The sequence below is a fragment of the Algoriphagus yeomjeoni genome, assembly GCF_049821175.1.
GTDB classification, from domain to species: Bacteria; Bacteroidota; Bacteroidia; order Cytophagales; family Cyclobacteriaceae; genus Algoriphagus; species Algoriphagus yeomjeoni_A.
On sequence record NZ_CP187512.1, the window covers coordinates 642,694 to 667,359 of the forward strand.

At 41.3% G+C, this 24,666-nt stretch carries 21 protein-coding genes; 20 read left to right on the forward strand and 1 reads right to left on the reverse strand.

Annotated features, from left to right (window positions below; genetic code table 11):
- Window positions 1-311: 311 nt before the first annotated feature.
- The 14 genes from ACPUEN_RS02525 (at window position 312) to ACPUEN_RS02590 (ending at window position 15,759) form a co-directional block, all read left to right on the forward strand.
- The gene (locus ACPUEN_RS02525) at window positions 312-2,918 is read left to right on the forward strand and encodes an alkaline phosphatase D family protein (protein WP_425638257.1); all 2,607 of its coding nucleotides are present in this window, start codon (window positions 312-314) and stop codon (window positions 2,916-2,918) included.
- Between the two features lie 199 nt (window positions 2,919-3,117).
- Window positions 3,118-4,671, forward strand: a complete 1,554-nt coding sequence (locus tag ACPUEN_RS02530; RefSeq protein WP_425638258.1) for a sulfatase family protein — start codon at window positions 3,118-3,120, stop codon at window positions 4,669-4,671.
- 39 nt (window positions 4,672-4,710) lie between these two features.
- Window positions 4,711-6,114, forward strand: coding sequence for a sulfatase family protein (locus ACPUEN_RS02535; RefSeq protein ID WP_425638259.1), 1,404 nt, complete (start codon window positions 4,711-4,713; stop codon window positions 6,112-6,114).
- A gap of 203 nt (window positions 6,115-6,317) precedes the next feature.
- On the forward strand, window positions 6,318-7,121 hold the full coding sequence (locus tag ACPUEN_RS02540; RefSeq protein WP_425638260.1) for a metallophosphoesterase family protein: 804 nt from the start codon (window positions 6,318-6,320) through the stop codon (window positions 7,119-7,121).
- 449 nt (window positions 7,122-7,570) lie between these two features.
- On the forward strand, window positions 7,571-8,299 hold the full coding sequence (locus ACPUEN_RS02545; RefSeq protein WP_425638261.1) for a DUF6843 domain-containing protein: 729 nt from the start codon (window positions 7,571-7,573) through the stop codon (window positions 8,297-8,299).
- 110 nt (window positions 8,300-8,409) lie between these two features.
- Window positions 8,410-9,291, forward strand: a complete 882-nt coding sequence (locus tag ACPUEN_RS02550; RefSeq protein ID WP_425638262.1) for an amidohydrolase family protein — start codon at window positions 8,410-8,412, stop codon at window positions 9,289-9,291.
- A gap of 20 nt (window positions 9,292-9,311) precedes the next feature.
- On the forward strand, window positions 9,312-9,491 hold the full coding sequence (locus ACPUEN_RS02555) for a hypothetical protein (RefSeq protein WP_425638263.1): 180 nt from the start codon (window positions 9,312-9,314) through the stop codon (window positions 9,489-9,491).
- A complete protein-coding gene (locus tag ACPUEN_RS02560) occupies window positions 9,484-10,014 on the forward strand; it encodes a hypothetical protein (RefSeq protein WP_425638264.1) in 531 nt (176 codons plus the stop codon). Before ACPUEN_RS02555 ends, ACPUEN_RS02560 begins: the two co-directional genes overlap by 8 nt.
- A gap of 204 nt (window positions 10,015-10,218) precedes the next feature.
- Window positions 10,219-10,725, forward strand: coding sequence for a tetratricopeptide repeat protein (locus ACPUEN_RS02565; RefSeq protein WP_425638265.1), 507 nt, complete (start codon window positions 10,219-10,221; stop codon window positions 10,723-10,725).
- 616 nt (window positions 10,726-11,341) lie between these two features.
- Window positions 11,342-11,833 carry a hypothetical protein gene (locus ACPUEN_RS02570; RefSeq protein WP_425638266.1) on the forward strand — a complete coding sequence of 164 codons (492 nt, stop codon included), beginning with the start codon at window positions 11,342-11,344 and terminating at the stop codon, window positions 11,831-11,833.
- A gap of 185 nt (window positions 11,834-12,018) precedes the next feature.
- Window positions 12,019-12,489: a hypothetical protein gene (locus ACPUEN_RS02575; protein WP_425638267.1), complete on the forward strand. Its 471-nt coding sequence runs from the start codon at window positions 12,019-12,021 to the stop codon at window positions 12,487-12,489.
- Window positions 12,490-13,237: 748 nt separating this feature from the next.
- Complete coding sequence (locus ACPUEN_RS02580) at window positions 13,238-13,804, forward strand: hypothetical protein (protein WP_425638268.1); 567 nt, start codon at window positions 13,238-13,240, stop codon at window positions 13,802-13,804.
- An 849-nt stretch (window positions 13,805-14,653) separates the two neighbouring features.
- Window positions 14,654-15,175 carry a hypothetical protein gene (locus ACPUEN_RS02585; RefSeq protein WP_425638269.1) on the forward strand — a complete coding sequence of 174 codons (522 nt, stop codon included), beginning with the start codon at window positions 14,654-14,656 and terminating at the stop codon, window positions 15,173-15,175.
- 137 nt (window positions 15,176-15,312) lie between these two features.
- Entirely contained in the window at window positions 15,313-15,759 is a 447-nt protein-coding gene (locus ACPUEN_RS02590; RefSeq protein WP_425638270.1) for a hypothetical protein, read from the forward strand.
- Window positions 15,760-15,830: 71 nt separating this feature from the next.
- Here ACPUEN_RS02590 and ACPUEN_RS02595 read toward each other — a convergent pair whose 3' ends face one another.
- The gene (locus ACPUEN_RS02595) at window positions 15,831-16,844 is read right to left on the reverse strand and encodes a LacI family DNA-binding transcriptional regulator (protein WP_425638271.1); all 1,014 of its coding nucleotides are present in this window, start codon (window positions 16,842-16,844) and stop codon (window positions 15,831-15,833) included.
- 200 nt (window positions 16,845-17,044) lie between these two features.
- Here ACPUEN_RS02595 and ACPUEN_RS02600 point away from each other — a divergent pair, with 200 nt between their 5' ends.
- From ACPUEN_RS02600 to ACPUEN_RS02625, 6 genes are all read left to right on the forward strand, one after another.
- Window positions 17,045-18,088, forward strand: a complete 1,044-nt coding sequence (locus ACPUEN_RS02600) for an aldo/keto reductase (protein ID WP_425638272.1) — start codon at window positions 17,045-17,047, stop codon at window positions 18,086-18,088.
- A complete protein-coding gene (locus tag ACPUEN_RS02605) occupies window positions 18,085-19,095 on the forward strand; it encodes a zinc-binding alcohol dehydrogenase family protein (RefSeq protein WP_425638273.1) in 1,011 nt (336 codons plus the stop codon). Before ACPUEN_RS02600 ends, ACPUEN_RS02605 begins: the two co-directional genes overlap by 4 nt.
- A gap of 117 nt (window positions 19,096-19,212) precedes the next feature.
- Complete coding sequence (locus ACPUEN_RS02610; RefSeq protein WP_425638274.1) at window positions 19,213-21,702, forward strand: glycoside hydrolase family 95 protein; 2,490 nt, start codon at window positions 19,213-19,215, stop codon at window positions 21,700-21,702.
- A gap of 44 nt (window positions 21,703-21,746) precedes the next feature.
- Window positions 21,747-22,586 (forward strand): sialate O-acetylesterase, encoded by an 840-nt coding sequence (locus ACPUEN_RS02615; protein ID WP_425638275.1) that lies wholly within the window; start codon window positions 21,747-21,749, stop codon window positions 22,584-22,586.
- A gap of 54 nt (window positions 22,587-22,640) precedes the next feature.
- Complete coding sequence (locus ACPUEN_RS02620) at window positions 22,641-23,531, forward strand: alpha/beta hydrolase (RefSeq protein ID WP_425638276.1); 891 nt, start codon at window positions 22,641-22,643, stop codon at window positions 23,529-23,531.
- Between the two features lie 46 nt (window positions 23,532-23,577).
- Window positions 23,578-24,501: an alpha/beta hydrolase gene (locus ACPUEN_RS02625; protein ID WP_425638277.1), complete on the forward strand. Its 924-nt coding sequence runs from the start codon at window positions 23,578-23,580 to the stop codon at window positions 24,499-24,501.
- The last annotated feature ends 165 nt before the right edge of the window (window positions 24,502-24,666 follow it).

Sequence of the window (24,666 nt, forward strand, 5' to 3'; positions counted from 1 at the left end):
GAAGACCGAAGCGGCCTCAAAGCTAGAGTATACCTTCTTTCAAGTCGCTTTTTTCTATTTACTGGTAACAAGGCGGATATACATAAAAATATTATCTCAATCTTTAGCATTCTTACTTGGTATTGGGCGGCTTGTGCACTAATTGGTTACGATAATTTCAGATTTCTTTCTATTTCAGGCTGGTCAGGGACAGCTTTTCAATTTTCATTGAATTAGTCACCAAGATTTGTACAAGCGATTGGCCTTTTATCCTTTTTTATAAGGAAAACTTGATCAGTCTACACATATTTACTTTAAACCCATCTAACCCTATGAAACGCAGATCTGCTGTCAAGGCTATGGCCTTAACTTCTTTATCCACGCCATTTTTCTTTTCCCAAGGATTTACAAGCATCAAAAAACTGCTTTCTACTGAAGCTTCAGGTTCCAAAAGCAACTGGGAAAACTGGCCTGATATGAAGTGGATTGGCCCTGAGTTTTGGGGGAATAGGTTGCAGGATTGGGAAATCAAAGGAGGTAAAGCTGTTTGTACTATATCAAGTAACAACAGAGCCTTACATATTCTTACCCATCAGTTAGCCGGAAGCACTAATGATTTTCAGCAGTCACTAACAATTGATTGGGAAAATCAGGCTTTGGTTGGAAATGAATCTACCTATGCTGGTTTTAGATTGGGAGCAAAAGGCGTTTTCGATGATTATCGCTCAGCTGCTATTTTTGGAAAAGGACTGGATGTCGGAATCACTGGTACAGGTCAGTTGAGGATAGGTGATCGGCTAAGTGAGGAGAAGTTGGACCTATCCAAATCGATTTCTTTATCCCTCAAAGCTAGTTTCAAGCAAGGGAATTATACGCTGACTTTAACTGGCTCGAACGATAAAACCACTGTTGTACTGACTATCGATGGGGTTTCGCCAATGGAATTGGAGGGGAATTTAGCTCTGGTTGCACATTGCCCTAAAAAGGATGAGTCCACAAGTAACCTTGCTGCTTTTTCAGACTGGGTTTTTCAAGGCGATAAAATTGTGGAATCTGCCAATCAGGTCTACGGGCCTATATTTTTTGCGCAATACACGCTACATAAAAATACATTAAAGCTCACAGCTCAGCTTGCACCACTTGAGCAAATCTCAAATCTGAAAGTTGAGCTTCAGCTCAAAAAAGGATCAGATTGGAAAACTGCTAAGACTTCGGATCTTGACCCTCAAGGAAGGATTGCCAAGTTTAGAATAGATGATTGGAATCAGGAAGAAATGATCCCGTATCGAGTTCATATTGAGGTACCTCTCGCTGATAAAAATCAGGAGTTCAATTATTACGGTCAGATAGCCGCTCAGCCAAAATCTTCAGATAATCTAAAAGTTGCCGTATTCAGCTGCAATGCTGACCATGGTTTTCCTGATCAGGAAGTGACAATTCATGTAGAAAAGCATAGACCTGATATTGCGTTCTTCCTTGGGGATCAGTTCTACGAGGGGACTGGAGGGTTTGGAATCCAAACCAGTCCTTTGGAGAAGTCCTATCTGGATTACTTACACAAATGGTATATGTTCGGCTGGTCTTACCGAGATATTTTTAGAACTATTCCGGCCGCCATTATCCCAGATGATCATGATGTGTATCATGGAAATGTTTGGGGTGAAGCAGGAAAGCACGCGCCATCTGACGAAGGCTGGGGATATGTAGCCCAAGATCAGGGTGGATACAAAATGCCTCCAGAGTGGGTGAATATGATTCAGAATTGCCAGACGAGTCATCTTCCAGATGCTTTTGACCCAACGCCTGTGAAGCAAGGAATTAATGTCTACTACACGGACTGGGAATATGGGGGAGTGAGTTTTGCGATTTTGGAGGATAGAAAATTCAAATCTGCTCCTAAAAATGTCTTGCCAGAAGAGGCGAAAGTTATGAATGGATTTATCCAGAATCCTGATTTTGATATCAAGAAGCACTACGACATTGAAGCTGAGTTATTGGGCAAAAGGCAATTGAATTTCCTGGAAAACTGGGCAGAGAAATGGGAGCCGGGGGTTCAGATGAAAGCAGTTTTGTCCCAAACCAACTTCTGTACAGTTGCGACTTTACCCGCAGGAAGTATTATAGATAGTATGGTTCCTAGCCTTCCAACTCCAGAAAAAGGAGAATATGTCACTGGCGATGCACCGACCACTGATATGGATTCCAATGGCTGGCCCCAAAAAGGAAGGGATGAAGCGGTAAGGATAATCCGAAAAGCTTTTGCTTTGCACATCGCAGGTGATCAGCATTTGGCGAGTACGGTGCAATACGGTGTAGATGAGTTTCGTGATTCGGGATTTGCTTTTGCAGGTCCTGCGCTGAATAACCTTTGGCCTAGAAGATGGTGGCCAAAGGTACCAGAAGGCCATGAGCCATTTCCCGGAGGCACCAAAAACACGGGTGATTTCGAAGATGGTTTTGGAAACAAGATGACGATCATGGCAGTAGCTAATCCATATAAGTCAGGACTTGAACCAGCTAGAATATATGATAGGGGCACTGGATACGGCATCATCACTTTTGATAAAAATGAGCGAACGATGAAGATCGAATGCTGGCCAAGAAATGTAGATCCAATAGCTAATCCAGCTGGTCAATATGACGGCTGGCCACTAACAGTTTCTCAAAAGGATAACTACGCGAGAAAAGCCGTTGGCTACCTCAAAACATTGAATTTGCAAGAAGTTGAGAATCCCTTGGTTTCAGTTTTTAAGGAATCAACTGGCGAACTTGAGTATTCCATTCCAGTAAATACTTCCAGTTTTCAACCGAAAGTGTTTTCAGCTGAAAAGCATAGAGTAGAAGTAAGGGATCAAAATAGGGGAATTGTTAAGACCTATGCAGGACTTGTGATGCAGGAAGATCAAAGGGGAATAATTGAGGTGAATTTGGGAGAATAAATGAGGTTTGGGATTCTTATGGAAGCCTCTTTAGATTAGCAGATTGCTTCGTTCCTCGCAATGACGATGAAGTGTCGATTTTTGCTTACTTCCTCATTGAACATTCATCATTCTACATTAAAAAATAATGAACACCGAATGATGAACGTCGAATATCGAAGGATTAAAAATGTTTTGAATTTATATACCTAAATGAACCATGAGTATTAAAAGTAAATTTCTACTTGGACTGATCACTTCTTCTTTTCTTTTTAACTGTAGTGCTCCCAAGGAAGAAGAAAAAGAAACAGAAGCCAAAAAGCCAAATATCGTCATCATTTATATGGATGATTTGGGGTACGGTGATATGAGTGCCTATGGCGCAACAGAACTTTCGACTCCAAATATGGACATGCTGGCTAATGGCGGAATACGCTTTACCAATGGCTATGCGACATCGGCTACATGTACTCCGAGTAGGTATGCATTGCTGACGGGTGTTTATCCTTGGAGAAATGAGAATGCGAAAATCCTTCCTGGCACGGCACCTCTACTGATCAGTACTTCTCAGATGACTGTCCCAAAGATGCTACAAGGTCAAGGGTATCAGACAGGAGTTGTGGGGAAATGGCACCTGGGCCTAGGTAATGGAAATGTGAATTGGAATGAACATATCAGTCCTAGTCCAAATGAAGTTGGCTTTGACTATAGCTACATTTTGGCCGCGACTCAAGATCGCGTTCCTACAGTATATATCGAGAATGGTGATGTGGTTAATTTGGATCCAAATGATCCCATTGAAGTTAGCTACGATCAGAATTTTGAAGGTGAACCTACGGGGAAGGATAATCCGGAATTGACCACGATGAAGTGGCATCATGGCCATAATAACAGCATAGTGAACGGCATTCCAAGAATAGGATTTATGAAAGGTGGAGAGGCAGCCAAATGGTCAGATGTCGATATGGCTGATCACTTTTTGGAAAAGGCTCAAAGCTATGTAAAGTCACATAAAGAAGGCCCTTTCTTCCTTTACTATGCATTTCAGCAGCCTCATGTGCCAAGAACACCAAACCCAAGGTTTGTAGGGAAATCAGGTATGGGGCCAAGAGGAGATGTGATTTTGGAAGCGGATTGGATGATCGGAGAGTTTATGAAAACCATGGAAGAGGAAGGTTTACTTGAGAATACCTTGATCATTTTTAGCTCTGATAATGGTCCAGTCCTGAATGATGGTTATTACGATGATGCGGTAGAAAAGCTTGGTGATCATACTCCCGCCGGTCCACTTCGAGGAGGTAAATACAGTCTTTTCGAAGCAGGAACAAGAGTTCCTTTTATGGTATATTGGAAAGGTAAAATCCAGCCACAGGTTTCAGATGCCTTGGTTTGTCAAGTGGATTTCTTAGCCTCTTTGGCTGCTTTGACTGGAAGTTCGGATTCGGCGCAGGATAGCCAAAACTTTTTGGCTGTTTTTATGGGTGAGGAAAAAGTTGGTAGATCAGAATTGATGCTGGAAGCTACAGGCAGAACCGCTTTGAGGAAAGGGGAGTGGATCATGATTCCTCCTTACAACGGCGCAGCAAAAATTGCTACGGTAAATATTGAAATAGGAAATGATCCTAACTATCAGCTTTACAATCTCACCAATGATATTGGTCAGGTGAATAATGTGGCGGATTCAAACCCTGAGAAGTTGGAAGAAATGATTGCTGACTATAAAGCGATCCGTGGAGATATGAATTCAGATGTGGACGAAGTGGTCTTGAAGTAAGATTGGCTTAAATTATTAATCTCTAACCCTGTTTCAATTATGAAAAAGCTCAATTTTTCCATGCAATTCCTTTTGATACTGCTCCTTTCCGGAGCACAGGGATTTGCACAAAACACAAAGGAAAGCAAACCCAATTTCATCATCATTTTCACGGATGATCAAGGTTATGGAGACTTGGGGACATTTGGACATCCTACGATCAAAACTCCAAATATTGATCAAATGGCATCTGAGGGGCAGAAGTGGACCAGTTTCTATGTGGCTGCGAATGTCTGTACGCCGAGTAGATCTGCTCTGCTGACGGGTAGGATGCCGGTTCGCACAGGTATGTATTCCAATACTAGAAGAGTACTATTTCCAGATTCGGGTGGTGGATTGCCAGCTTATGAAAATACCATAGCCACACTTCTTAAAGGTTCTGGGTATGCCACTGCAGCCATAGGAAAATGGCATTTGGGACATCTGCCGCAATATTTACCAACCAGTCACGGCTTTGATTCCTACTTTGGAATTCCCTATAGCAATGACATGGATCGCGTCAATGATGGAACAGCCAAAGAAGCTTTTGACGATCCCAAAATTGAGTATTTCAATGTCCCTCTGATGAGAAACATTGAGATCATTGAGCGACCTGCCGACCAAAACACCATTACCAAGAGATACGCTGAAGAAGCTGTCAAATTCATAAATACCAACAAGGACAAACCCTTCTTCCTTTATTTAGCTCATTCTCTTCCCCACGTGCCACTTTTTGCATCTGGTGATTTTAAGGGGAAAAGCGAGCGTGGTCTTTATGGAGATGTGATTGAGGAAATTGATTGGTCGGTGGGAGAGATTTTGAATGCATTGAAAGCTAATGGTCTCGATCAAAATACCTATATGGTTTTCACTTCTGACAATGGGCCTTGGCTGGTTTACAATGAGCAGGGTGGAAGTGCAGGTTCCCTTTTTGGGGGAAAAGGCACAAGCTATGAAGGTGGAGTACGGGTTCCCACGGTGATTTGGGGACCAGGAAATGTGAAGCCGGGAGTGATTTCCAAAATGGGAAGTACACTGGATTTATTACCAACGATTACTTCCCTTGCTGGCGCAAAAGTGCCTCAGGATAGAGCGTATGATGGATTTGACTTGAGTCCAGTGCTGAGAGGTGAAGATGCCTCGCCAAGAAAAGAGATGTTTTACTACCATGGAGATCGACTTTTTGCGGTGCGCAAAGGGGACTTCAAACTCTACTTCTACAGTAATAATCCAGCTGGATACCCTGCTAAAGTTGAGAAGCTAGAGAAGCTGACGCTGTATAACCTTGGACATGATCCTTCGGAGCGTTTTGACCTTGCCGATTTGCATCCTGAAATTGTGAGCGAACTAACGGAACTGGCCAGGCAGCATTCAGACACCATGGTTTTTGGGGAGACACAACTGGAGAAGAGGATAGGCGATTGAGCGATCCTTACTTCTTCTTCCCATTTGTGTTGCCAGGCACTCCCTATAGAGTTCAAATAAATACTCGATCTGTGTACCTCTAGCCTGAGCCTTCGATCTGTAGGTCTTACCCCAGAAGCTGAGAAAAATTAAGTAAAGATGAACTGATCTAAAAGCTAAAGAAAACCCTTTCAACCTTCCTCATTAAACCCTACTTTAACTTCATGAACCGCAGACCTTTTCTTCAAAAAATCAGCCTCCTCGGCACCTCGATTATGACCATGCCTTTTATGCTTTATGGGAAAATGGACTTCCCCAAAGCCACCCGACTCAAATTCATCACCGCTTCAGATGGGCACTGGGGGCAGCCTGATACAGATTTCGAAACATCACATAGCAACTTGATTGAGGCTATCCATAGGGAAAAGGATGTGGATTTTGTGGTTTTTAATGGGGATCTGATTCACGATGACCCAGCACTTTTACCAGAGGTCAAAGAAGTGTACAACCGCCTACAAGTACCTTACTATGTCACCAGAGGAAACCACGACAGGGTAAGTGAGGGAGACTTTGAGAGAATCATGGGGCAAACAACCAACTTTTCATTCAAGTCCAAGGATTCCGGCATACTGCTACTTGACTGCTCAAACGAAAAAGGAGAATACCTCTGTGCTGATCAAAGTTTTGCCAAATTCATCCTGGATGAGTACGCCTCCCTGTCTCAGGTTTTTGTCTTTGTCCATATCTCCCAAAACGACTGGACCCGGCATGGAGTACCCTGCACTGACTTTTTGAATCTGATCACTTCCTACCCAAATGTTCGGGCGACTTTCCATGGACATGATCATGATGTAGATGGGCAGATGATCTACCGTAAAAAACCCTTTCTATGGTCTGGGCACTTCGGCGGCAGCTGGGGTAATCCATTCCCTTCCTATCGGGTGTGCGAAGTGGGAGAAGACGGAAAGGTCATCAGCTACCTAAAGACCGTAAAGGATGGGACTATTCTGAATGGACATACGCTCTAAGGCATCTCAGTGCGACAACTTGTATTAAAAATTCAACCCCTTCAGGGTTGATGGGTTAGATTATAGTGATACTCTTCCACGGGTTGCACCCGTGGTTATTGAAAAGTTAGATCCTTTCAGGATCATCAATTTTAACAAATGAAATAGAGCTGTATTATTAACTGACCACGAAGTGGTCGAATCTCTCAATAGCCATGGGTGCAACCCATGGTATCATGCAACCCGAAATTCCTCCATATGACCCCGAAGAGGGTCAAACTTTAAACTTCCAGCAGTTTTCTGGAAGATGATTTCTACACACCCAAAATAAATTCCAGCACTCATTCTATTCCCCTTGACGAAATCCTTAATTTGGTCTCAGCAGAAATCCAAAGGCCTCTGGACAATGGCGATATAGACGCAATAGGGTTTGGGGTTGCCTCTATATAAGTGTTGGGCACAATATAAAAATGACCGAGAAGACAAGTAACATATTGTACTACGGTGGACTAATTCTACTTGCAATCGGAGCATTCGGATTAACCTTCGCTGCATTCTTCGCAATAATAGGATTACCTGTTTTTATCGTTGGTCTAATCTTGGTTTTGGTTTCTCTAAAAAAGACTTGGAAACAACGACTTATTCCAATTGGACTGTTCATTCTAGGTATTGTCGCATTTTGGCCGATTTGGACACAAATAAATACGGTAGGACCTGAAGTGTTCTTAATTCCAGAAGAATATCGTGGGAGAGTGAACATTATTTTTAAGGAAGGATGTGGACAAGACCTAACGAAAACAGAAGAAGGACTTGTATACAACATTCCCGACAATGGAATATTGATTTTAGATGCTGAACAAGAATTTGGAATAATCGAGCACACCTATTATTTGGTTGACAATGATGGCAACAGAACTGAGCTTCCTAAAATGGATGTTCGGGACTTCAATGAAGAATGGACAACGGAGAAAAACCCGAATGAACCTTCAAGAGATAAGTTGGGAGTATTCCATTGGGGAAGGTCAGGAAGTCAAGGGGAAAATATTGACCAAGAAGGAAATGTGACAAATGAAAACGAACTTCACACTTTTAGCGAATTTTATGTCTCTACCTATAATGATTTGACTGAAAGATTTGGTTTTAAGTACGAGCGTGAATTCGACAAAATTCGTGACAAGGAATTTGAAAAATGTAAATAAATACTGTGCCCATCAATCGCTATAAAAGATGCCCTTCGGGACACGTTTCATAGCGGGAACGCTGACAGTATCCTAAAAAATTACCGGCCATTAAAAAAAAGGAGATACCTATGAGACAAATAAAATTGGTTTTTACATTGTTTATCATTGGATGCAATATCTCTTATGGACAAATAATAGATATGCATATGCATAGCTACACTGAAAAAGACTTTTGGGTTGGTACAGCACGAAATGGTCTCGAATCAAGTAATACAGCGAAAGAAACGCTTGAACACACCATCCAAAAAATGAATGAGCATAATATTGAATATGCCGTTGTTTGTGGCTCAATTGAAAGTTTAGAACTCTATACCAAAACGGACAAAAGATTTATTCCTGGATATCAAGACAGTGAGGAAGATTTGATTCCAATAGAGCAATTTGAGGAATACATACAATCTGGAAAAATAAAAGTCTTCGGTGAAGTAATGGCTGTTTATAAAGGAAAAACACTTGCTGACTCAATCTATCAGCCATATTTAGCTGTTTGTGAAAAATATGGAGTTCCTGTGGGATATCATTCAGGAGGTAGTTTTCCAAATGCGCAACAGTTAGGATGGCCAAATTACAGAATTAGTCTAGGCGACCCTTTTTTGATTGAAGATGTTTTGGTGAAATTTCCCAAATTGAAGTTATATCTAATGCACGCTGGAGAAAACTTTTATGAAAACACTTTAAGAATGATGGATGGATACCCAAACCTTCACGCCGATTTAGGAGTAGAAATGTGGTTGCATCCTATGACTAAGGACTTTGCTGTAAAATTTTTAAAATCTGCAAAAGAATATGGATTTCTTCATAGAGTAATGTTCGGTTCTGACCAAATGGTTTGGCCAGATGCAATTACAAATTCAATTGACTTTTTAAACGATTTGGACTTTTTGACAAAAGAAGAAAAGGAAATGATATTCTATAAAAACGCAAAGAAATTTTTGGGATTAAATGAATAATTTTAACCAGATAAAGGCCAATGCCAACACAGTATAAAAGCTATGACTTGGTCAGTCCACACTTGGAAAATCCGCAGGATTTTCCTCTGGCAAGTGTCTCTTTTAAATCGTCTGTTATGAACCACCTCACAGCCCATATACCAAGTGTTGTGCCACATTCTGAGACGATTGACGACTATCTAAAATATAGCAATGAATAAATATTTAAGGGTATGTTTTGTCTTGGTGTTTGTTGGCATTACCCTGGCGGGGGTGGCTCTTTGGCAAGATCTGCATTCTCTTGTGTTTGCGTGGGTACTAAACCTCATGCTAATGTTCGGTGTTTCATATATCGCTGAAACTTTCAAACCAAGATTACTATCGACGTATTACAATGCCAAAAAATGGGAGGCTGAAGGAGAGATTTATAAATGGTTTGGAGTTGATGTGTTTAGAAAAATTTTAGTATGGGTTGGATGGGAGAAACTCAACAAAGCTTCCAATCCCGTAAGTAAGAATTTGTATACGTTAAAGCATTTGGAGTATAGAACCCGACAATCAGAAATTGGACATTTAATTATTTTTTTTATCGTACTAATCTTCAATCTTGTCGTAGTGTTTAAATATGGAATCATACAGTCTCTATGGTTATTTTCCCTAAATATTGTGCTTAATTTTTATCCAATCATAGTTCAACGTTATAATCGGCCACGACTGCAAAATATTTTAAATAGAAATAAGTAAGCAGTTCCCCCCACATTCCATTTTTTCAATTCCCGATCTAATTGATCTCTCTCACAAAAATAAATTCCAGCTCCCACTCAATTCCCCTCGACGAAATCATTAATTTGGTCACAGCAGCTTCCCCGAAGTCCTGTGGACAATGGCGATATAGGAGTAATAGGGTGGTGGGTAGAAGTAAATACAAGGGCTTAGCCGCATCTTAAATTGAGAAAAGTCATTCAAAATATAAAGTCAGCATCTAAAGCCAGGCAACTTCTCCAAGAGCAAAAATTTTATGATTGCATAGAACTCTGTAATACTCAAATTGAGTCCACACCCAATGATTTTTACAGTTTCTATTACAGAGCACAATGCAAGACACATTTAAAATTGTATGATGAGGCTATCCAAGACTTTGAGGAAGCTCTAGTCAATGCAGATAAAAATGCTTTTCCAAATTTCATGAAAGAGTTAAAGCAAGAAATAGGGGTTCGGATAGTCAATATTTATAGAAGGCAAAGAATGACTGAAAAAGCTCTGGGTTACCTTGATATACTGATACAACAATATCCAAAATACTCTGGTGGTTTTACAGAGAGAGCAGGGATCTTATCAGATATGGGACAATATCAATTGGCCTTAGACAATATCAACATAGCGATAAAACACTCTCCGAAGGATAAGAAATTAATTGATTTCCGGGCAGAATTAATCAATTTCATCACTAGTTGACAAGAAACAAGAACGACAACCAAGGCTATTAACCCTAAAACAAAATAGCCCTCCGTAAGATGCAGGATAATTGGCTGAAAGTTTATGTTTTTATGTTCAACCCTTTCAGGGTTGATAGTTTAGTTTACCGCCCGCATTTCCACGGGTTGCGCCCGTGGTTATTGAAAAGTTAGATCCTTTCAGGATCATCAATTTTAACAAATGAAATGCCCACGAAAAAACTTCTCAAACAGGGGAATGATTATTTTGGGCATTCCATGTGGCCTTTGAAAAACAAATTATACACACATGAAATAGAGTTTTATGAATAAGTGACCACGAAGTGGTCGAATCTCTCAATAGCCATGGGTGCAACCCATGGTATCATGCAACCCGAAATTTCTCCATATGACCCCGAAGTGGGTCAAACTTTAAACTTCCAGCAGTTTTCTGGAAGATGATTTCTACACACTAAAAATAATTTTCACCTCCAGCACAATTCCCCTAGACGAAATCCTTATTTTGGTCACAGCAGAACCCCGAAGACCTGTGGGTATTAGCGATATAGGTGTAATAGGGTTTAGTAGTTACTTATATACGACTATTAGCTGTTAGTTTAACCTGACAAAATCTAAAAATGACGACAACTGTACTAATCATCATAAATATTATTTCCACTTGTTTTACAGCTTTTTGGTTGACAAAAAGAGTGAATGATCAAAAACTAATTATTACCGAGCAAAATAATAAGCTAGACCATTTAAAGAAGTTTTCTGAGGTTTTGGAGAAATACGTCAATGCTGAGGACGTTGAGAAATTACTTTCTACAAAACAGAGATTAATGGAACACGATCTTGAAATTCTAAGAAGAAGTACAATTAGTACGACAAATAAGTCTTTAAGCGAAGAGTGGGGCAAAGTAATTGAGAAAAACATCGTTCCCCAATTTGAAGGCATTTTAACTGAATTTTCAAATTTCATATTTTCATATTTTTCTAAAAGAAATTTTAAAGACAAAACCGAAAGAAATGGTCAGATAAGAATATTTTTTCCAGAACATGCAGACATGGTTATTGATTATTTGGATAAAATTCATGAAAAGACTTCTGACCAAGATGAAAACCTTTAATGTAAAAATATACCCATCCTTACCATTGCCCCCCACACCCCATTTTTTTAAATTCCCAGATTTACTGCTCAGAAAATAATTTAGCTCCCTAACCCACTGATAATAAGTAAACTATTGTTTTATTGATTTGACTTAGTTAATTTAGTTAACAAATAATTTTTCTTTCACTTAAATCAATTTTTATCATGGAAAACAAAGTTTCCATTGAGATCTCTCCGGCAGATCTCCAGGCGATCAAAGACGCCATTGCTGTGTTACAGGCCAAACTTGGTCCGTTGCTCATTGCCCTCACCGATGAAGAGCGTAGGTCGCTCTTCAAAATGGGTGAGGCCTCCCGTCCTTTCGTAGAGAAAGTACTGGAGTATGTAGTTACCAATCCCGAATTTCTACCTCCATTTACCAATGTGGAAGAGATGCAAAAGGATTGGAAAGCTATTTCCGAATTATTGCCGATTTTTAATGCCCTGTCCCAACTTTGTAGCAATCTGGATGATACGCTGATGGAAGCAGGCTCGGAAGTCATGGTGCCATCTACCGCTTATTACAAGTCGGCACAGATGGCGGTCAAGCTTGGTGTGCCAAGTGCTAAGCCTGTGGTAGCGGATTTGATGGTGCGCTGGGAGCGAAAGCCTAAAAAATCTCCACCAAAAGAGTAAAGTTCCTGATTAAAACTTAACGCTGAGAGGTTGCTAATCACTTCTTCTGGCCGGATTCGAAAGGATCCGGCTTTTTTTGTTTCAGGAGTGACTACTCAAGCTTCGGGAAAATAGCTTGAAGGATAAATATAAAAGGGGACACATTCAGGTTAATAACCTGAAATTTTGAGATAATAGGTTGAAAATTCATACGCTGAACCTGAACATTAAGGATAATAGACTGAAAGTTTATACCTGGCGGTTGAAACTTCAGGATAATAGGGTGAAGGTTTATAGGCAGAGCTTGAAGCTTCAAGATAATAGCGTGATGGTTAATGTTTTTATGTTTAACCCTTACAGGGTTTTTTGTCACCTCATTGTTACGTTTTTCCACGGGTTCCACCCGTGGTTATTGACAGGTTTGACCACTTCGTGGTCGTTATACAGAACCATTTGATAATGAAAAGATCCTGAAAGGATCTAACTTTTCAATAGCCATGGGTGTCCGCGATAGCTATCGGGACCCATGGAAACATGCAAACCGACATTCATCCACATGACCCCGACGGGGTCAAACTTTAAACTTCCAGCAGTTTTTGGAGGATGATCTCTACCCACCCAAAAAATAAATTCCACCTCCAGCACAATTCCCCTCGACGAAATCCTTAATTTGGAGGCAACAGAACCCCGGAGACTTGTGGATAATGGCGATATAGACGCAATAAGGTTTGGGAGTTGCGTATATACAAGTGTTGTGTTTAATTAACAAATGACAAATTCATCTGACTTCATAAAAGGATTTTTAGGCAAACCAATTTGGGGAGCACGAAAGGGACATGGTTCATTTCTGATTTTTAATTTAGGCGAACCTAGAATTGAATTTGAAGAACCAAAAATTCAAAAGGCTTTCTCAGATACAGAAATCAGATTTCCTAAGGATACTTATAAAAGTCGTCTTGTCACAATTAAAGGAGATTATTTTATATGGATATATTGTTGTGATTGGACCTTTTCAATTGAAGAGAAGATAGTTGCTCATAATGAATCAAATGACAAAGAAATATTAAATGCCATTGAATTTATAAATGGGCAAATCATCTCAAGTATTTTCATTGATTCTGAGAAATTTGAAATGAAATTCAATTTCGACTTAGCTGGTAGCTTGACACTTAGAAAAAATGAATATTATGAATCTGAGGCAGAATTGCTAATTATGGAGAATAATGGAAAATGGTTATCTATTAATGATCAGAAAGAACTTAAAGTTGAAAATAGTCACAGAAATATTATCAATAAGGAGATGATTGAAACCGAACAAATAGATATTAAAAACTAAACACAACATTATGTATAAAATCATAGCCGCACGAGGCAAACGCACAAGCCAAAGCTACGATTCATACATTAAGGGTTATGCATAATCAGACAAAGTGAAGAAACATAGAATTCTAGGAACGATTTGGGTCATTTTTGCTCTTTACGATCTGTTTTTTGGACTCCACTTCTTGTATCAATATTCAGCCCCAGCAACTTTTTGGTTGTACATGATGCCTAACTGGATAACTTTTGGAAAGATATTTCTGGGGATAGCCGGTCTAATTATTGGAATAGCAATTTTTAGAAGGGGCGACCATCGGTTCGTTATGCCATTTGCAACACTCCTTTTATCATATATAACCATAGACTTCATTAAACTTGGTGATGGACTAATTAACAATACAGGCAGTAACATATTATTCCTCCTACTGGCACTGCTAACTATCATGTTAAATCACGGTTTTAAGTGGACTCATCTTAGGATAATTAAGGAAACGAGAACATTGATATTCCTTGCTGTAGGTTTAATGCCTTACATTCTTCACAGATGGATAGATTATGACTGGTTCAACTTTCTACACTGACGAAGAACATATGCATAACACGAGGCTATAATCTATGGCCGGATGGAGGTCACGAAAACTTTGCTGCTTTTTATTATCTTTACCTCATGCGGATAGTAAAGTGGTTTTAATACGGCCACAGATTATTGCTCATCATTTTTAAACAAGAAATCCATTTTGGAATTCTTAAAATAGGAGACTACAGGTAACACTACCTTTAAAACAGCGAGGGGAGGTGAGCAACTAAAATGAATTTGAGTGATAAGTCCGCCGTCTTAAAGCCAAACCGTTGTGCATAATGTAAAATGACCAGACCGATTAGCGAACTGACATATAAAATAGTAGCATTTCCTGAAATTCAACAGGTCGACACAAACGAGAGCATTGATTGGGCAATGGAAATGATGGAACTCGGATATGAAAGCCCGACTTTATACATGCTCGCAAGTTTCAACAAACCAACAAATTACTTCGAAGTAATTGACTACGTGACTAACACAGTAAAGGAACTTGGACTTGAAATGAAAAGCGGTGACGATGCAGTTTTAAGTTATGCCAGTTACTACGTTCATCAAATCGCCAAAGGACAAAAAGTGAGAGAGAATTTAACTGAACTCTACAAGTTTTGCCAAATGAGAGATTACGAAGATTTGGTTTACGATTTCTATCTTCTTTATTGGGCTTGGGACGACCTTGACTATGAAGACAACGAGTACAATCATTATTGGGACGGAGCGAGAAGAGCGAACATTGAACTGATTGTAGTTGACGAAGCGAAAAAGTGGATTGAAAAAAATAAAAAACACTATGCACAACACAGCATATAGCTTATGGCGGGTGAACGGCTATCGGAAAAGTTTTCATTCTTAGCCAAGTTTGGTTAAGGGAACAAGAAAGTGCTTCGAAACCGCCAAAAGCCAAATGCTAACCGTGGGCAATGGAAGTAATAATATAAATACGTAAAATGATTAGAAAGATTCTACTCGGATTGTTAGTTGTTGTGGCTATTTACTATTCAACTTTTTTAATATTTGGAATAAATAGACTTAAAAGCCAATTAATGATTGATAGTAATTCTACATATTATGAGTATCACTGGACTGATACAGTTAATATTATTAGCAATATTGGATTTGATAGCAATAGTAGGGAGCAAACTATAAATCTATTGAGAAATGAAAAAGCCTCAATAAATTATTTTGTATATCATAATATTGATACAATTGGAGAGTCTTTTATGGGGGGGTTAGGCTATAATTATTATATATTTCTAGAGACTAAATATTTGCCTTACGCCAGAATCCAAGAGGGTGAAAAGGTTGATGAATACGTTGCTTTTTGGGAGAAGGAATATATTTGGGCCTTCTTTAAATGGATAAAATTGAAAGACCAGATGACAGGAATCTCTTAAAGGGAAGATTAACCACACCCCAAACACGTCATTTTTTACCAATACCTTCTATTTCTCAATTCCTATTTCCCTCACCCTTCCAGCTTCTTACAAGACTCCCGGATCACTAACTTAGTCTCCAGATTTTTAATCTCCAAAGCGATTTCCGGATCGTTGATTTTATTAAGAAGATACTTTGCTCCGGTTACACCCATTTCAAAGGGTTGCTGATTTACCGTGCTAAGGGTAGGGTTGATGTAGGTGGAGATTGGTTCGTCGGCATAGCCGATTACCGAGAGTTCTTCCGGAATAGTGATTTTCAGTTCAGCGGCTAGTTTATAGATCTCAAAAGCCAGGTAATCGCTGTAGGTGAATGCTCCATCTACGGGATGGTTTGTGAGACAGAACCTGATTTTTTCCAGCAGCTTGGGATCAGAACTTTCCAGTACCAGTTCCTCTTTCACTTCGATTTCATGCTTGCGTAGCGCTTCCTTATAGCCCATAAAGCGGTTGAAAGTAGTAGAAAGGTTATCAGGTCCTTTGATATGCAGGATGTTTTTACAACCTATTTGGCACAAATAATCTACCGCAGAAAAGGCGCCCTTGAAATCATCAGAGATCACGTAGGGAGTTTCTATTTCCTCCGAAAATCGATCCACCAGCACCAGCGGCGTGCCACTGTCCATCACTTCCTGTATATGCTCAAACTTGTCATTCATCTTGGAGATCGTCGCAAGAATCCCATCTACCCGGGCATCCAAAAGCGCTTGCGTGGATTTTATTTCCTGATTCTGGTTTTCATTGGAGGTACAGATCAGCAATTGGTAACCGGCCTCGGCAGTGACGCTTTCTATTCCGGCCAGCACTCTACTATAAAAATGATGCGTGAACTCCGGGATGATAAGACCGATTTTATGGGTTTTATTCTCCAGAAGACTCTTTGCAATCGGATTGGGTCTATAGCCAAGTTCCTTTGCCAGCGCCAGGATCTCCAGTCGTTTTTTCTCAGAGACTTTCCCACCACCATTTAGCGCACGGGAAACCGTCGAGGGTGTCACATTAAGCGCATTGGCAATATCGGTGATGCTGATTCTCTTCTTTTTCATTTTGGGCTGCTTGGTACACCTAATTTAGAATAATTGCGCGAAAGCTTATTGCTTTTAGTTGATGCTTCCTACTTAATAGGTCAAACGTTTGACCAAAATACTGTTGACCATTTTTATGATATTGGTTTTTTGTTTGGATAAATAGGATTTATACCAAACATAAGATTGAATAAAGTAAATGAGGAAACATTACTAAACTAATGGAATTAGGGAAAACAGGCATACAAGTACCTTCTATGATCTTCGGGACGAGTTCCCTGGGGAATCTCTATACTGCTTATTCCTATGAACAAAAACTGGAATTGATCACAGCTGCCTTGGAGTGCTTTCCCAATGGGATAGTCTTCGATTCGGCAGGGAAATACGGAGCTGGTTTGGCCTTGGAAACCTTGGGGCTTGCGCTGAATGACTTGCAAGTGCCAAAAGACAAAGTTTTGATCAGCAATAAGCTGGGATGGCAGCGCACGCATTTACAAGGAGAGCCTACATTTGAAAAAGATGTCTGGAAGGATCTTAGTCATGATGCCGTTCAGAATATCAGTTACGAGGGCGTCATCAATTGTTTTGAAGAGGGAAATTCCCTGCTCAAGGGATATGAAACGCTCCTGGTTTCCATCCATGATCCAGATGAATACTTGGATATGGCGCAATCACCAGAAGATTATGAAGCGCGATTTGCGCATATTCTGGAGGGTTATGATGCTTTGAAGGAGCTTAAAGAAGCCGGAAAAGTGAAAGCAATAGGTGTAGGTTCTAAAAACTGGAAAGTAATCCAGAAGATTTACGCAGAGGTGAAACTGGATTGGGTGATGATTGCTAACAGCATGACCATTTACCATCATCCTGAGGAGCTTTTTCATTTTATGAGGGAGTTGGAAAAAGAGGGAGTGGGTATCATTAACTCTGCAGTTTTCCAGTCAGGATTTCTGGTAGGCGGGGATCACTACGATTACAAAATAATGGATGAATCCGATCCTCACTATAGTCAGAGGCATACTTGGAGAGATCAGTTTTTCCAGCTTTGCAAAGCTCAGGAAATTGATCCAGCCCATGCCTGCATACAGTTTGGACTTCAGCTGCCGGGAGTGAATTCCATAGCACTCAACTCTACTTCTCCGGCTAGAATTCAAACAAATGCTGCTTATTGTTCCACGAAAATCCCAGGTTCATTTTGGGGTATTATGAAGGAAAATGGTCTGATTGCTGACTATTTATCAGAATTTCATTTAAACCAAGGACTATGAAAATACTTTCCTGCAATACACCTGGAGAATTTGAATATAAGGTAGGCGTAATGCCAGTGCTTTCTGAAGGGAGAGCGATTGTCAAAATCAAGAGAATTGGCATCTGCGGCACGGATTTACATGCCTTTGAAGGAACCCAGCCCTTTTTCTCCTATCCAAGAACACTGGGCCATGAGTTGGCAGGTGAGGTGGTGGAGATTGGAGAAAGTGCAGTGATTTCCAAAGGCGACTTAGTGACGGTGATTCCTTATTTCAACTGTGGCACTTGTGTAGCCTGTAGAAATGGGAAACCAAATTGCTGCCAGAAAATCAGCGTCTTTGGAGTTCACGAGGATGGAGGAATGCAGGAATTTGTCTCTTTGCCGATTTCTTCTTTGGTGAAAAAAGAAGGCTTAAGCTTGGAGCAATTGGCCTTAGCGGAGCCATTTGCCATTGGTGCTCATGGAGTGCGCAGGGCAGGAGTGAAGCCCGGGCAGTTTGTCTTGGTAATCGGTGCTGGTCCCATTGGATTGGGAGTGATGGAATTCGCCAGAATCGCCGGAGCCACCGTGATCGCGATGGATATCAATGAGAAGCGACTGGAGTTTTGTAAGGATGTTTGGAATATTCCACATGTAGTGAAAGCTGGCGCATCTGCTCGCGAAGTAATTCAGGAAATCACCAATGGAGACTTTTGCGATTCAGTAATTGATGCTACAGGAAGCTTGACAGCCATTAATCAAGGATTTCAATACATAGCCCACGGAGGTAATTATGTCTTGGTTGGCTTGCAAAAAGGAGAAATTGCTTTCTCACACCCTGAGTTTCATAAGCGGGAAGCGACGCTGATGAGCAGCAGAAATGCGACAAGGGAAGACTTTGACCAGGTGTTGGATGTAATGGCTTCCGGGCAACTGTCAGTGGAAAAGTACATCACGCATAGAGTGAAGTTTGATCAGGTGAAGGATGATTTTCAGTCTTGGTTAGATCCTGAGACTGGAGTGATTAAGGCGGTGGTGGAAATGTAGGGAGGCAGTTTTCAGTGGTCAATGGTCAGTTGTCAGTTATCAGTATTCAGTAAGGAGACCGAAGCAGTCCAGATGTTAGAGGATATAAAAAAAATGAAATATAGTAATACACCCAAAATGCATACTTATCAAAATTGTTTAAGAAGCTTATTTGTCCTGCTTTTTGTGGCTTTTTCCTTACAGGTAAAAGCTCAGGAAAGCTCTCCACTTACGCTGTGGTACAAGCAGCCGGCTGCAGATGTATGGACAGATGCCCTTCCGATAGGAAATGGCAGATTGGGAGCAATGATCTATGGGAATGTCGAAAATGAGCTGATCCAGCTTAACGAGCATACAGTTTGGTCCGGTGGTCCAAATAGGAATGATAATCCGGATGCTTTGGCATCTTTGCCGGAAGTCAGAAGATTGATTTTCGAAGGAAAGCAAAAGGAAGCGGAACAGCTAGCCGCTAAAACCATACAAAGCAAGAAGTCACATGGGCAGAAGTTTCAGCCTGTGGGAGACTTAAAGATCGCTTTTGAAGGACATGCTGCTTTTACAGACTATCGTAGGGAATTGGATATAGCAGAGGCAATTTCCAAAGTGAGCTATGTAGTAGATGGGGTGACTTACACCCGGGAAGCCATTGCTTCTTTCGCAGATAATGTCATTGCAGTGCACCTGACAGCCAGCAAGCCTGGTATGATTTCCTTCACCGCTTCCATGGCTACTCCTCAGCCGAATTCTACGGTTGCGCTCAATTCTGATAATGAATTGACTATTTCCGGCACTACGACAGATCATGAGGGAGTAAAAGGGCTGGTGAATTTTAAAAGCCTTACTAAAATCAAAAATCAGGGAGGGACCCTTACTTCTTCCGATTCTTCCATCACGGTAAAAAATGCTGAAGCAGCGACGATTTATATTGCCATTGCCACCAACTTTAATAATTATCTGGATCTCTCTGGAGATGAAAATGCCCGAGCTCAGGCATTTATGGCAAAAGCTGCAACCAAATCATTTGATGACTTATTGAAGACAAATCTAATAGACTATCAGAAGTACTTTAATCGCGTAAGCCTGGATTTGGGGGAGACAGAAGCTTCCAAGCTCCCTACTGATGAGCGCTTAAAGAGTTTTAAGACAGGGGATGATCCCCAGTTGGTCACCCTGTATTATCAGTATGGAAGGTATTTGCTCATTTCCTCTTCACAGCCTGGGGGACAGCCAGCAAACCTGCAGGGGATTTGGAACAAAGAGATGTCACCGCCTTGGGACAGTAAATACACCATCAATATCAATGCGCAGATGAACTATTGGCCGGCAGAGAAAACCAATCTGGCTGAGCTTCATGAGCCTTTCCTGAAAATGGTTTCTGAGATGGCTGAGGCAGGCGAAGAAACAGCCCGCGTCATGTATGGCGCGCGTGGTTGGATGGCTCATCACAATACGGACATCTGGAGAATCACAGGTCCAGTGGATGCGATATTCTGGGGGATTTGGAGTGGCGGCGGAGCTTGGACTAGCCAGCATCTTTGGGATCATTTCCAATACAGCGGAGACATAGAATATCTGAAGTCTATCTATCCTGTTTTAAAAGGCGCAGCGATGTTCTATGTGGATTTCTTGGTGGAGCATCCAGACAAACCTTGGTTGGTAGTCAATCCTGGTACTTCCCCTGAAAATGCACCTGCTGCACATGATGGTTCTTCTTTGGACGCAGGTACTACCATGGACAATCAATTGGTTTTTGATGCCTTCAGTGCAGTGATTCAGGCTTCGGAAATGTTGGATAAAGATCAATCTTTTGCAGACTCACTCAGAACAATGCGTGATCAATTGCCTCCTATGCATATAGGAAAACACGGTCAATTGCAGGAATGGCTGGATGATATTGACGATCCTAATGATCATCACCGTCATATTTCCCATCTGTACGGGCTATTCCCGTCGAATCAGATCTCACCACTGCGTACTCCGGAATTGTATTCTGCTTCCAAAAACACCTTAATCCAGCGTGGAGATGTATCCACTGGTTGGAGCATGGGCTGGAAAGTCAACTGGTGGGCAAGAATGCTGGACGGAAACCATGCCTATAAACTGATCCAAAATCAGCTTTCTCCGGTAGGCGCTAAGCGTGGCGAAGGAGGTGGTTCTTACAACAACCTGTTTGATGCTCATCCACCATTCCAGATTGACGGCAACTTCGGTTGTACTTCCGGGATTACCGAGATGTTGGTACAGAGTGCCAATGGAGAAATTCATTTGCTTCCAGCTTTACCAGATGTTTGGCAGGAGGGAAGCATTACAGGAATCAGAGCCAAAGGAGGCTTTGAAGTAGTGGAACTGAAATGGAAAGACGGAAAGATTGAAAAAGCGGTGATTAAATCTACGATTGGAGGGAATCTACGAGTGAGAGTTCCTAACGGCTTGGAGTTAGAAAAAGGTAAAGGGCTTAAGCAAGCAAGTGGGGAAAATCCGAATCCTTTCTATCAGGTGCCAGTCACTGCCGATCCAATTGTGTCGCCAGCTGCTCAAATCGAACTACCTGATCTTGGAGAAACCAGTGTCTATGACTTGAAAACAGAAGCTGGAGCCACTTATGAATTGAAATCTAAAAACCTATAAAACCTGAATACATAGTAAGCTCTCAAACCTAACCTATACCCAAAATGAAAAAGCCTAGTATCTTCTTTTCCCTTGTCTTTTTGCTCTTACTGACTTCTGCGAAAGGATTTTCTCAGGACCCTAACTTTTACATTTTCCTCAGCTTTGGACAGTCCAATATGGAAGGTCATTCCAAGCCTGAACCTCAGGACACAGTGGCAAATGAGCGGTTTAAAGTCTTGCAGGCAGTGGATTGTCCGGATTTGGATAGAACAATGGGCAACTGGTATACAGCCATTCCGCCACTTAGTAGATGCAATACCGGCCTTACGCCAGGGGATTATTTTGGAAGAACATTGGCAGCAAGTCTACCTGATAGCATCAAAATCGGAATAATCAATGTGTCTGTTGGAGGCTGTAAAATCGAGCTTTTCGAGAAAGATAGTTATGAAACCTATGTGGAAACGGCTCCCGGATGGATGAAGGGAATGATCGCCCAATACGATGGCAATCCCTATGGAAGATTGCTTGAGCTAGCAAAGATTGCCCAGAAAGATGGGGTGATCAAAGGAATATTACTTCATCAGGGTGAGTCCAATACAGGAGACAAATCTTGGCCAGGAAAAGTGGAAGGAGTGTATGATAATTTGTTAGTGGATCTCGGTTTGGCGCCTGATTCTGTACCGCTTTTGGCGGGGGAATTGGCGAGTGCTGAACAAGGAGGCAAGTGCGCAAGTATGAACCCAATCATTGCGACACTTCCTTCTGTAGTTCCCAATTCCTACGTAATCTCTTCAGCTGATTGCGAAGCTATTGCAGATGGTCTACACTTCTCCGCTTCTGGCTATAGATTATTAGGTTCCCGCTATGGTGAGAAGATGGCCGAAATTCTATTAAATGAATGATTTTGATGCATTTGACCCAAGTAAATTACTCAAAGAAATAACCTATAAACCTATATGAACCGCTCAAAAAACCTATTACTCCTTTTGTTTCTATTGGTAGGCCAACTGCAGGCTCAGCAACTGGAAAAAGAAGCCCCGACTGGCTTTGATCAAACTAGAGATGGAATTTCTCATGGTAAAGTTGAAACGATTACCTACACTTCTAAAACAGTGGGTAATGATAGAAAAGCTACAGTTTATACTCCTCCTGGCTTTTCCCAAACAGAAAAATACCCGGTGCTCTACCTGCTTCACGGCATTGGTGGTGATGAAAAAGAATGGCTAAACGGAGGACATCCCGAAATCATTTTGGATAATCTCTACGCAGAAGGAAAGCTAGAACCGATGATTGTCATCATGCCTAACGGCAGAGCGATGAAGGACGACAGCGCTGGAGGGAATGTGATGGCACCGGACAAGGTGCAGGCTTTTGCAACCTTTGAGCAGGATTTGCTGAATGACTTGATTCCTTTTGTTGAAAAAAACTATCCAGTCCTAACCGATAGAGAAAATCGGGCTATTGCAGGTCTATCCATGGGTGGTGGGCAATCACTGAATTTTGGCTTGGGCAACCTGGATAAGTTTGCTTGGGTAGGAGGTTTTTCCTCAGCCCCAAATACAAAAGCTCCTGAAGTTTTGGTTCCAGATCCTGAGAAGGCTAAGGAAATGCTGAAAGTACTTTGGATTTCCTGCGGAGATGCAGATGGATTACTGAGATTCTCTTCCCGAACCCATGAGTATTTAGCAGAAAAAAATGTACCACATATCTATTACTTAGAGACTGGTGGACATGATTTTAAGGTGTGGAAAAATGGCTTATACATGTTTTCGCAGCTTCTTTTCAAGCCGGTGGACGAATCCAAGTTCGATCAATATAGTCCGCTGGATATAACTGCGGCGAATTAAAAATATGCTCTCAACCTATTTGCAATTAACAAAACCCAACAATATCATGAACCTATTAAAAACCTCAGTTCTGGCGTCATGTCTTTTAATCGCCTGCTCCGCAATGGCGCAGGACGGCACCATTTATCCACTGGAAACGCCAGCTGAACCTAATGCAATTTTGCTAGGAACAGGTGGTGTTGAAAACCAACCCGCTTCCGAAACTTGGTTCAAGCAATGGGGGGATCCTATGGCCCGAAATATTACTACTGCTACCCTTACTCCGTTTTTACCTGAACCTGGCAAAGCAACAGGTGCAGCCGTAATTGTTGCCCCAGGCGGCGGTTTCAGATGGCTTTCTCTTGGAAATGAAGGATGGGAAGTAGCACAGGCGCTTGCTGATCAAGGGATAGCTGCTTTTGTTTTAAAATACCGACTTTGTCCAACTCCTGAGTCCATGGAAGGCTTTAAAGCATCCATGAACCAGACCTTGTCACCACCACCAGCACCATCAGAATCCCCAGCTCCTGCCAGGCCAGCACCAGCTCCTTTTGATCTTTCAGATCAATTAGAGGATGCCGAAGCTGCCTATGCCATGATCCTAGATCGAGCAGAGGAATGGGGAGTGGATGTGGATCGATTGGGAATGATCGGTTTTTCTGCAGGAGCTGGATTGACCATGCATAGTACGCTGAATTCCAAGACGATGAAACTGGCCTTTATCGGTCCAATCTATGGCGGAATGGGCCCAGTAGAAGTTCCTGAGAATGCACCACCAATGTTCAATGTAATCGCAACAGATGATTTTCTTTTTAGAGGCCAGTTTGGCGTAGTGGATTCCTGGTACAAAGCTGGGATACCAGTCGAGTTTCACCTATACCAAAATGGAGGACATGGCTTTGGTCTTGGCAACCCTGACCGTACCAGTAATCGCTGGTTTGATGCCTTTATATACTGGCTAGAAGTCAATGATTTTCTGGCTGCTGATTGAGCAAATAGCTGAATCCAGATTTCCTTTTTCCACGAGGAATTTAACCTGAAAAAACGATTGTATGGTATGTGTATGTCTCAGAATTTTATTCTGTCATATACGTGTATTGTGTATTTTTCAAGTGTATCAAGCATAGATGAGAGATTTTTTCATGTATGAAAAAAA

Bases quoted from the DNA above. Each gene is read 5' to 3' on its own strand.
- ACPUEN_RS02550 (WP_425638262.1), top strand. From the start codon at position 8,410: ATGAGACAAATAAAATTGGTTTTTACATTGTTTATCATTGGATGCAAT.
- ACPUEN_RS02525 (WP_425638257.1), top strand. From the start codon at position 312: ATGAAACGCAGATCTGCTGTCAAGGCTATGGCCTTAACTTCTTTATCC.
- ACPUEN_RS02625 (WP_425638277.1), top strand. From the start codon at position 23,578: ATGAACCTATTAAAAACCTCAGTTCTGGCGTCATGTCTTTTAATCGCC.
- ACPUEN_RS02600 (WP_425638272.1), top strand. From the start codon at position 17,045: ATGGAATTAGGGAAAACAGGCATACAAGTACCTTCTATGATCTTCGGG.
- ACPUEN_RS02530 (WP_425638258.1), top strand. From the start codon at position 3,118: ATGAGTATTAAAAGTAAATTTCTACTTGGACTGATCACTTCTTCTTTT.
- ACPUEN_RS02560 (WP_425638264.1), top strand. From the start codon at position 9,484: ATGAATAAATATTTAAGGGTATGTTTTGTCTTGGTGTTTGTTGGCATT.
- ACPUEN_RS02610 (WP_425638274.1), top strand. From the start codon at position 19,213: ATGCATACTTATCAAAATTGTTTAAGAAGCTTATTTGTCCTGCTTTTT.
- ACPUEN_RS02535 (WP_425638259.1), top strand. From the start codon at position 4,711: ATGAAAAAGCTCAATTTTTCCATGCAATTCCTTTTGATACTGCTCCTT.
- ACPUEN_RS02595 (WP_425638271.1), bottom strand. From the start codon at position 16,844: ATGAAAAAGAAGAGAATCAGCATCACCGATATTGCCAATGCGCTTAAT.
- ACPUEN_RS02545 (WP_425638261.1), top strand. From the start codon at position 7,571: ATGACCGAGAAGACAAGTAACATATTGTACTACGGTGGACTAATTCTA.
- ACPUEN_RS02540 (WP_425638260.1), top strand. From the start codon at position 6,318: ATGAACCGCAGACCTTTTCTTCAAAAAATCAGCCTCCTCGGCACCTCG.
- ACPUEN_RS02575 (WP_425638267.1), top strand. From the start codon at position 12,019: ATGGAAAACAAAGTTTCCATTGAGATCTCTCCGGCAGATCTCCAGGCG.
- ACPUEN_RS02580 (WP_425638268.1), top strand. From the start codon at position 13,238: ATGACAAATTCATCTGACTTCATAAAAGGATTTTTAGGCAAACCAATT.
- ACPUEN_RS02585 (WP_425638269.1), top strand. From the start codon at position 14,654: ATGACCAGACCGATTAGCGAACTGACATATAAAATAGTAGCATTTCCT.
- ACPUEN_RS02615 (WP_425638275.1), top strand. From the start codon at position 21,747: ATGAAAAAGCCTAGTATCTTCTTTTCCCTTGTCTTTTTGCTCTTACTG.
- ACPUEN_RS02590 (WP_425638270.1), top strand. From the start codon at position 15,313: ATGATTAGAAAGATTCTACTCGGATTGTTAGTTGTTGTGGCTATTTAC.
- ACPUEN_RS02605 (WP_425638273.1), top strand. From the start codon at position 18,085: ATGAAAATACTTTCCTGCAATACACCTGGAGAATTTGAATATAAGGTA.
- ACPUEN_RS02620 (WP_425638276.1), top strand. From the start codon at position 22,641: ATGAACCGCTCAAAAAACCTATTACTCCTTTTGTTTCTATTGGTAGGC.
- ACPUEN_RS02570 (WP_425638266.1), top strand. From the start codon at position 11,342: ATGACGACAACTGTACTAATCATCATAAATATTATTTCCACTTGTTTT.
- ACPUEN_RS02555 (WP_425638263.1), top strand. From the start codon at position 9,312: ATGCCAACACAGTATAAAAGCTATGACTTGGTCAGTCCACACTTGGAA.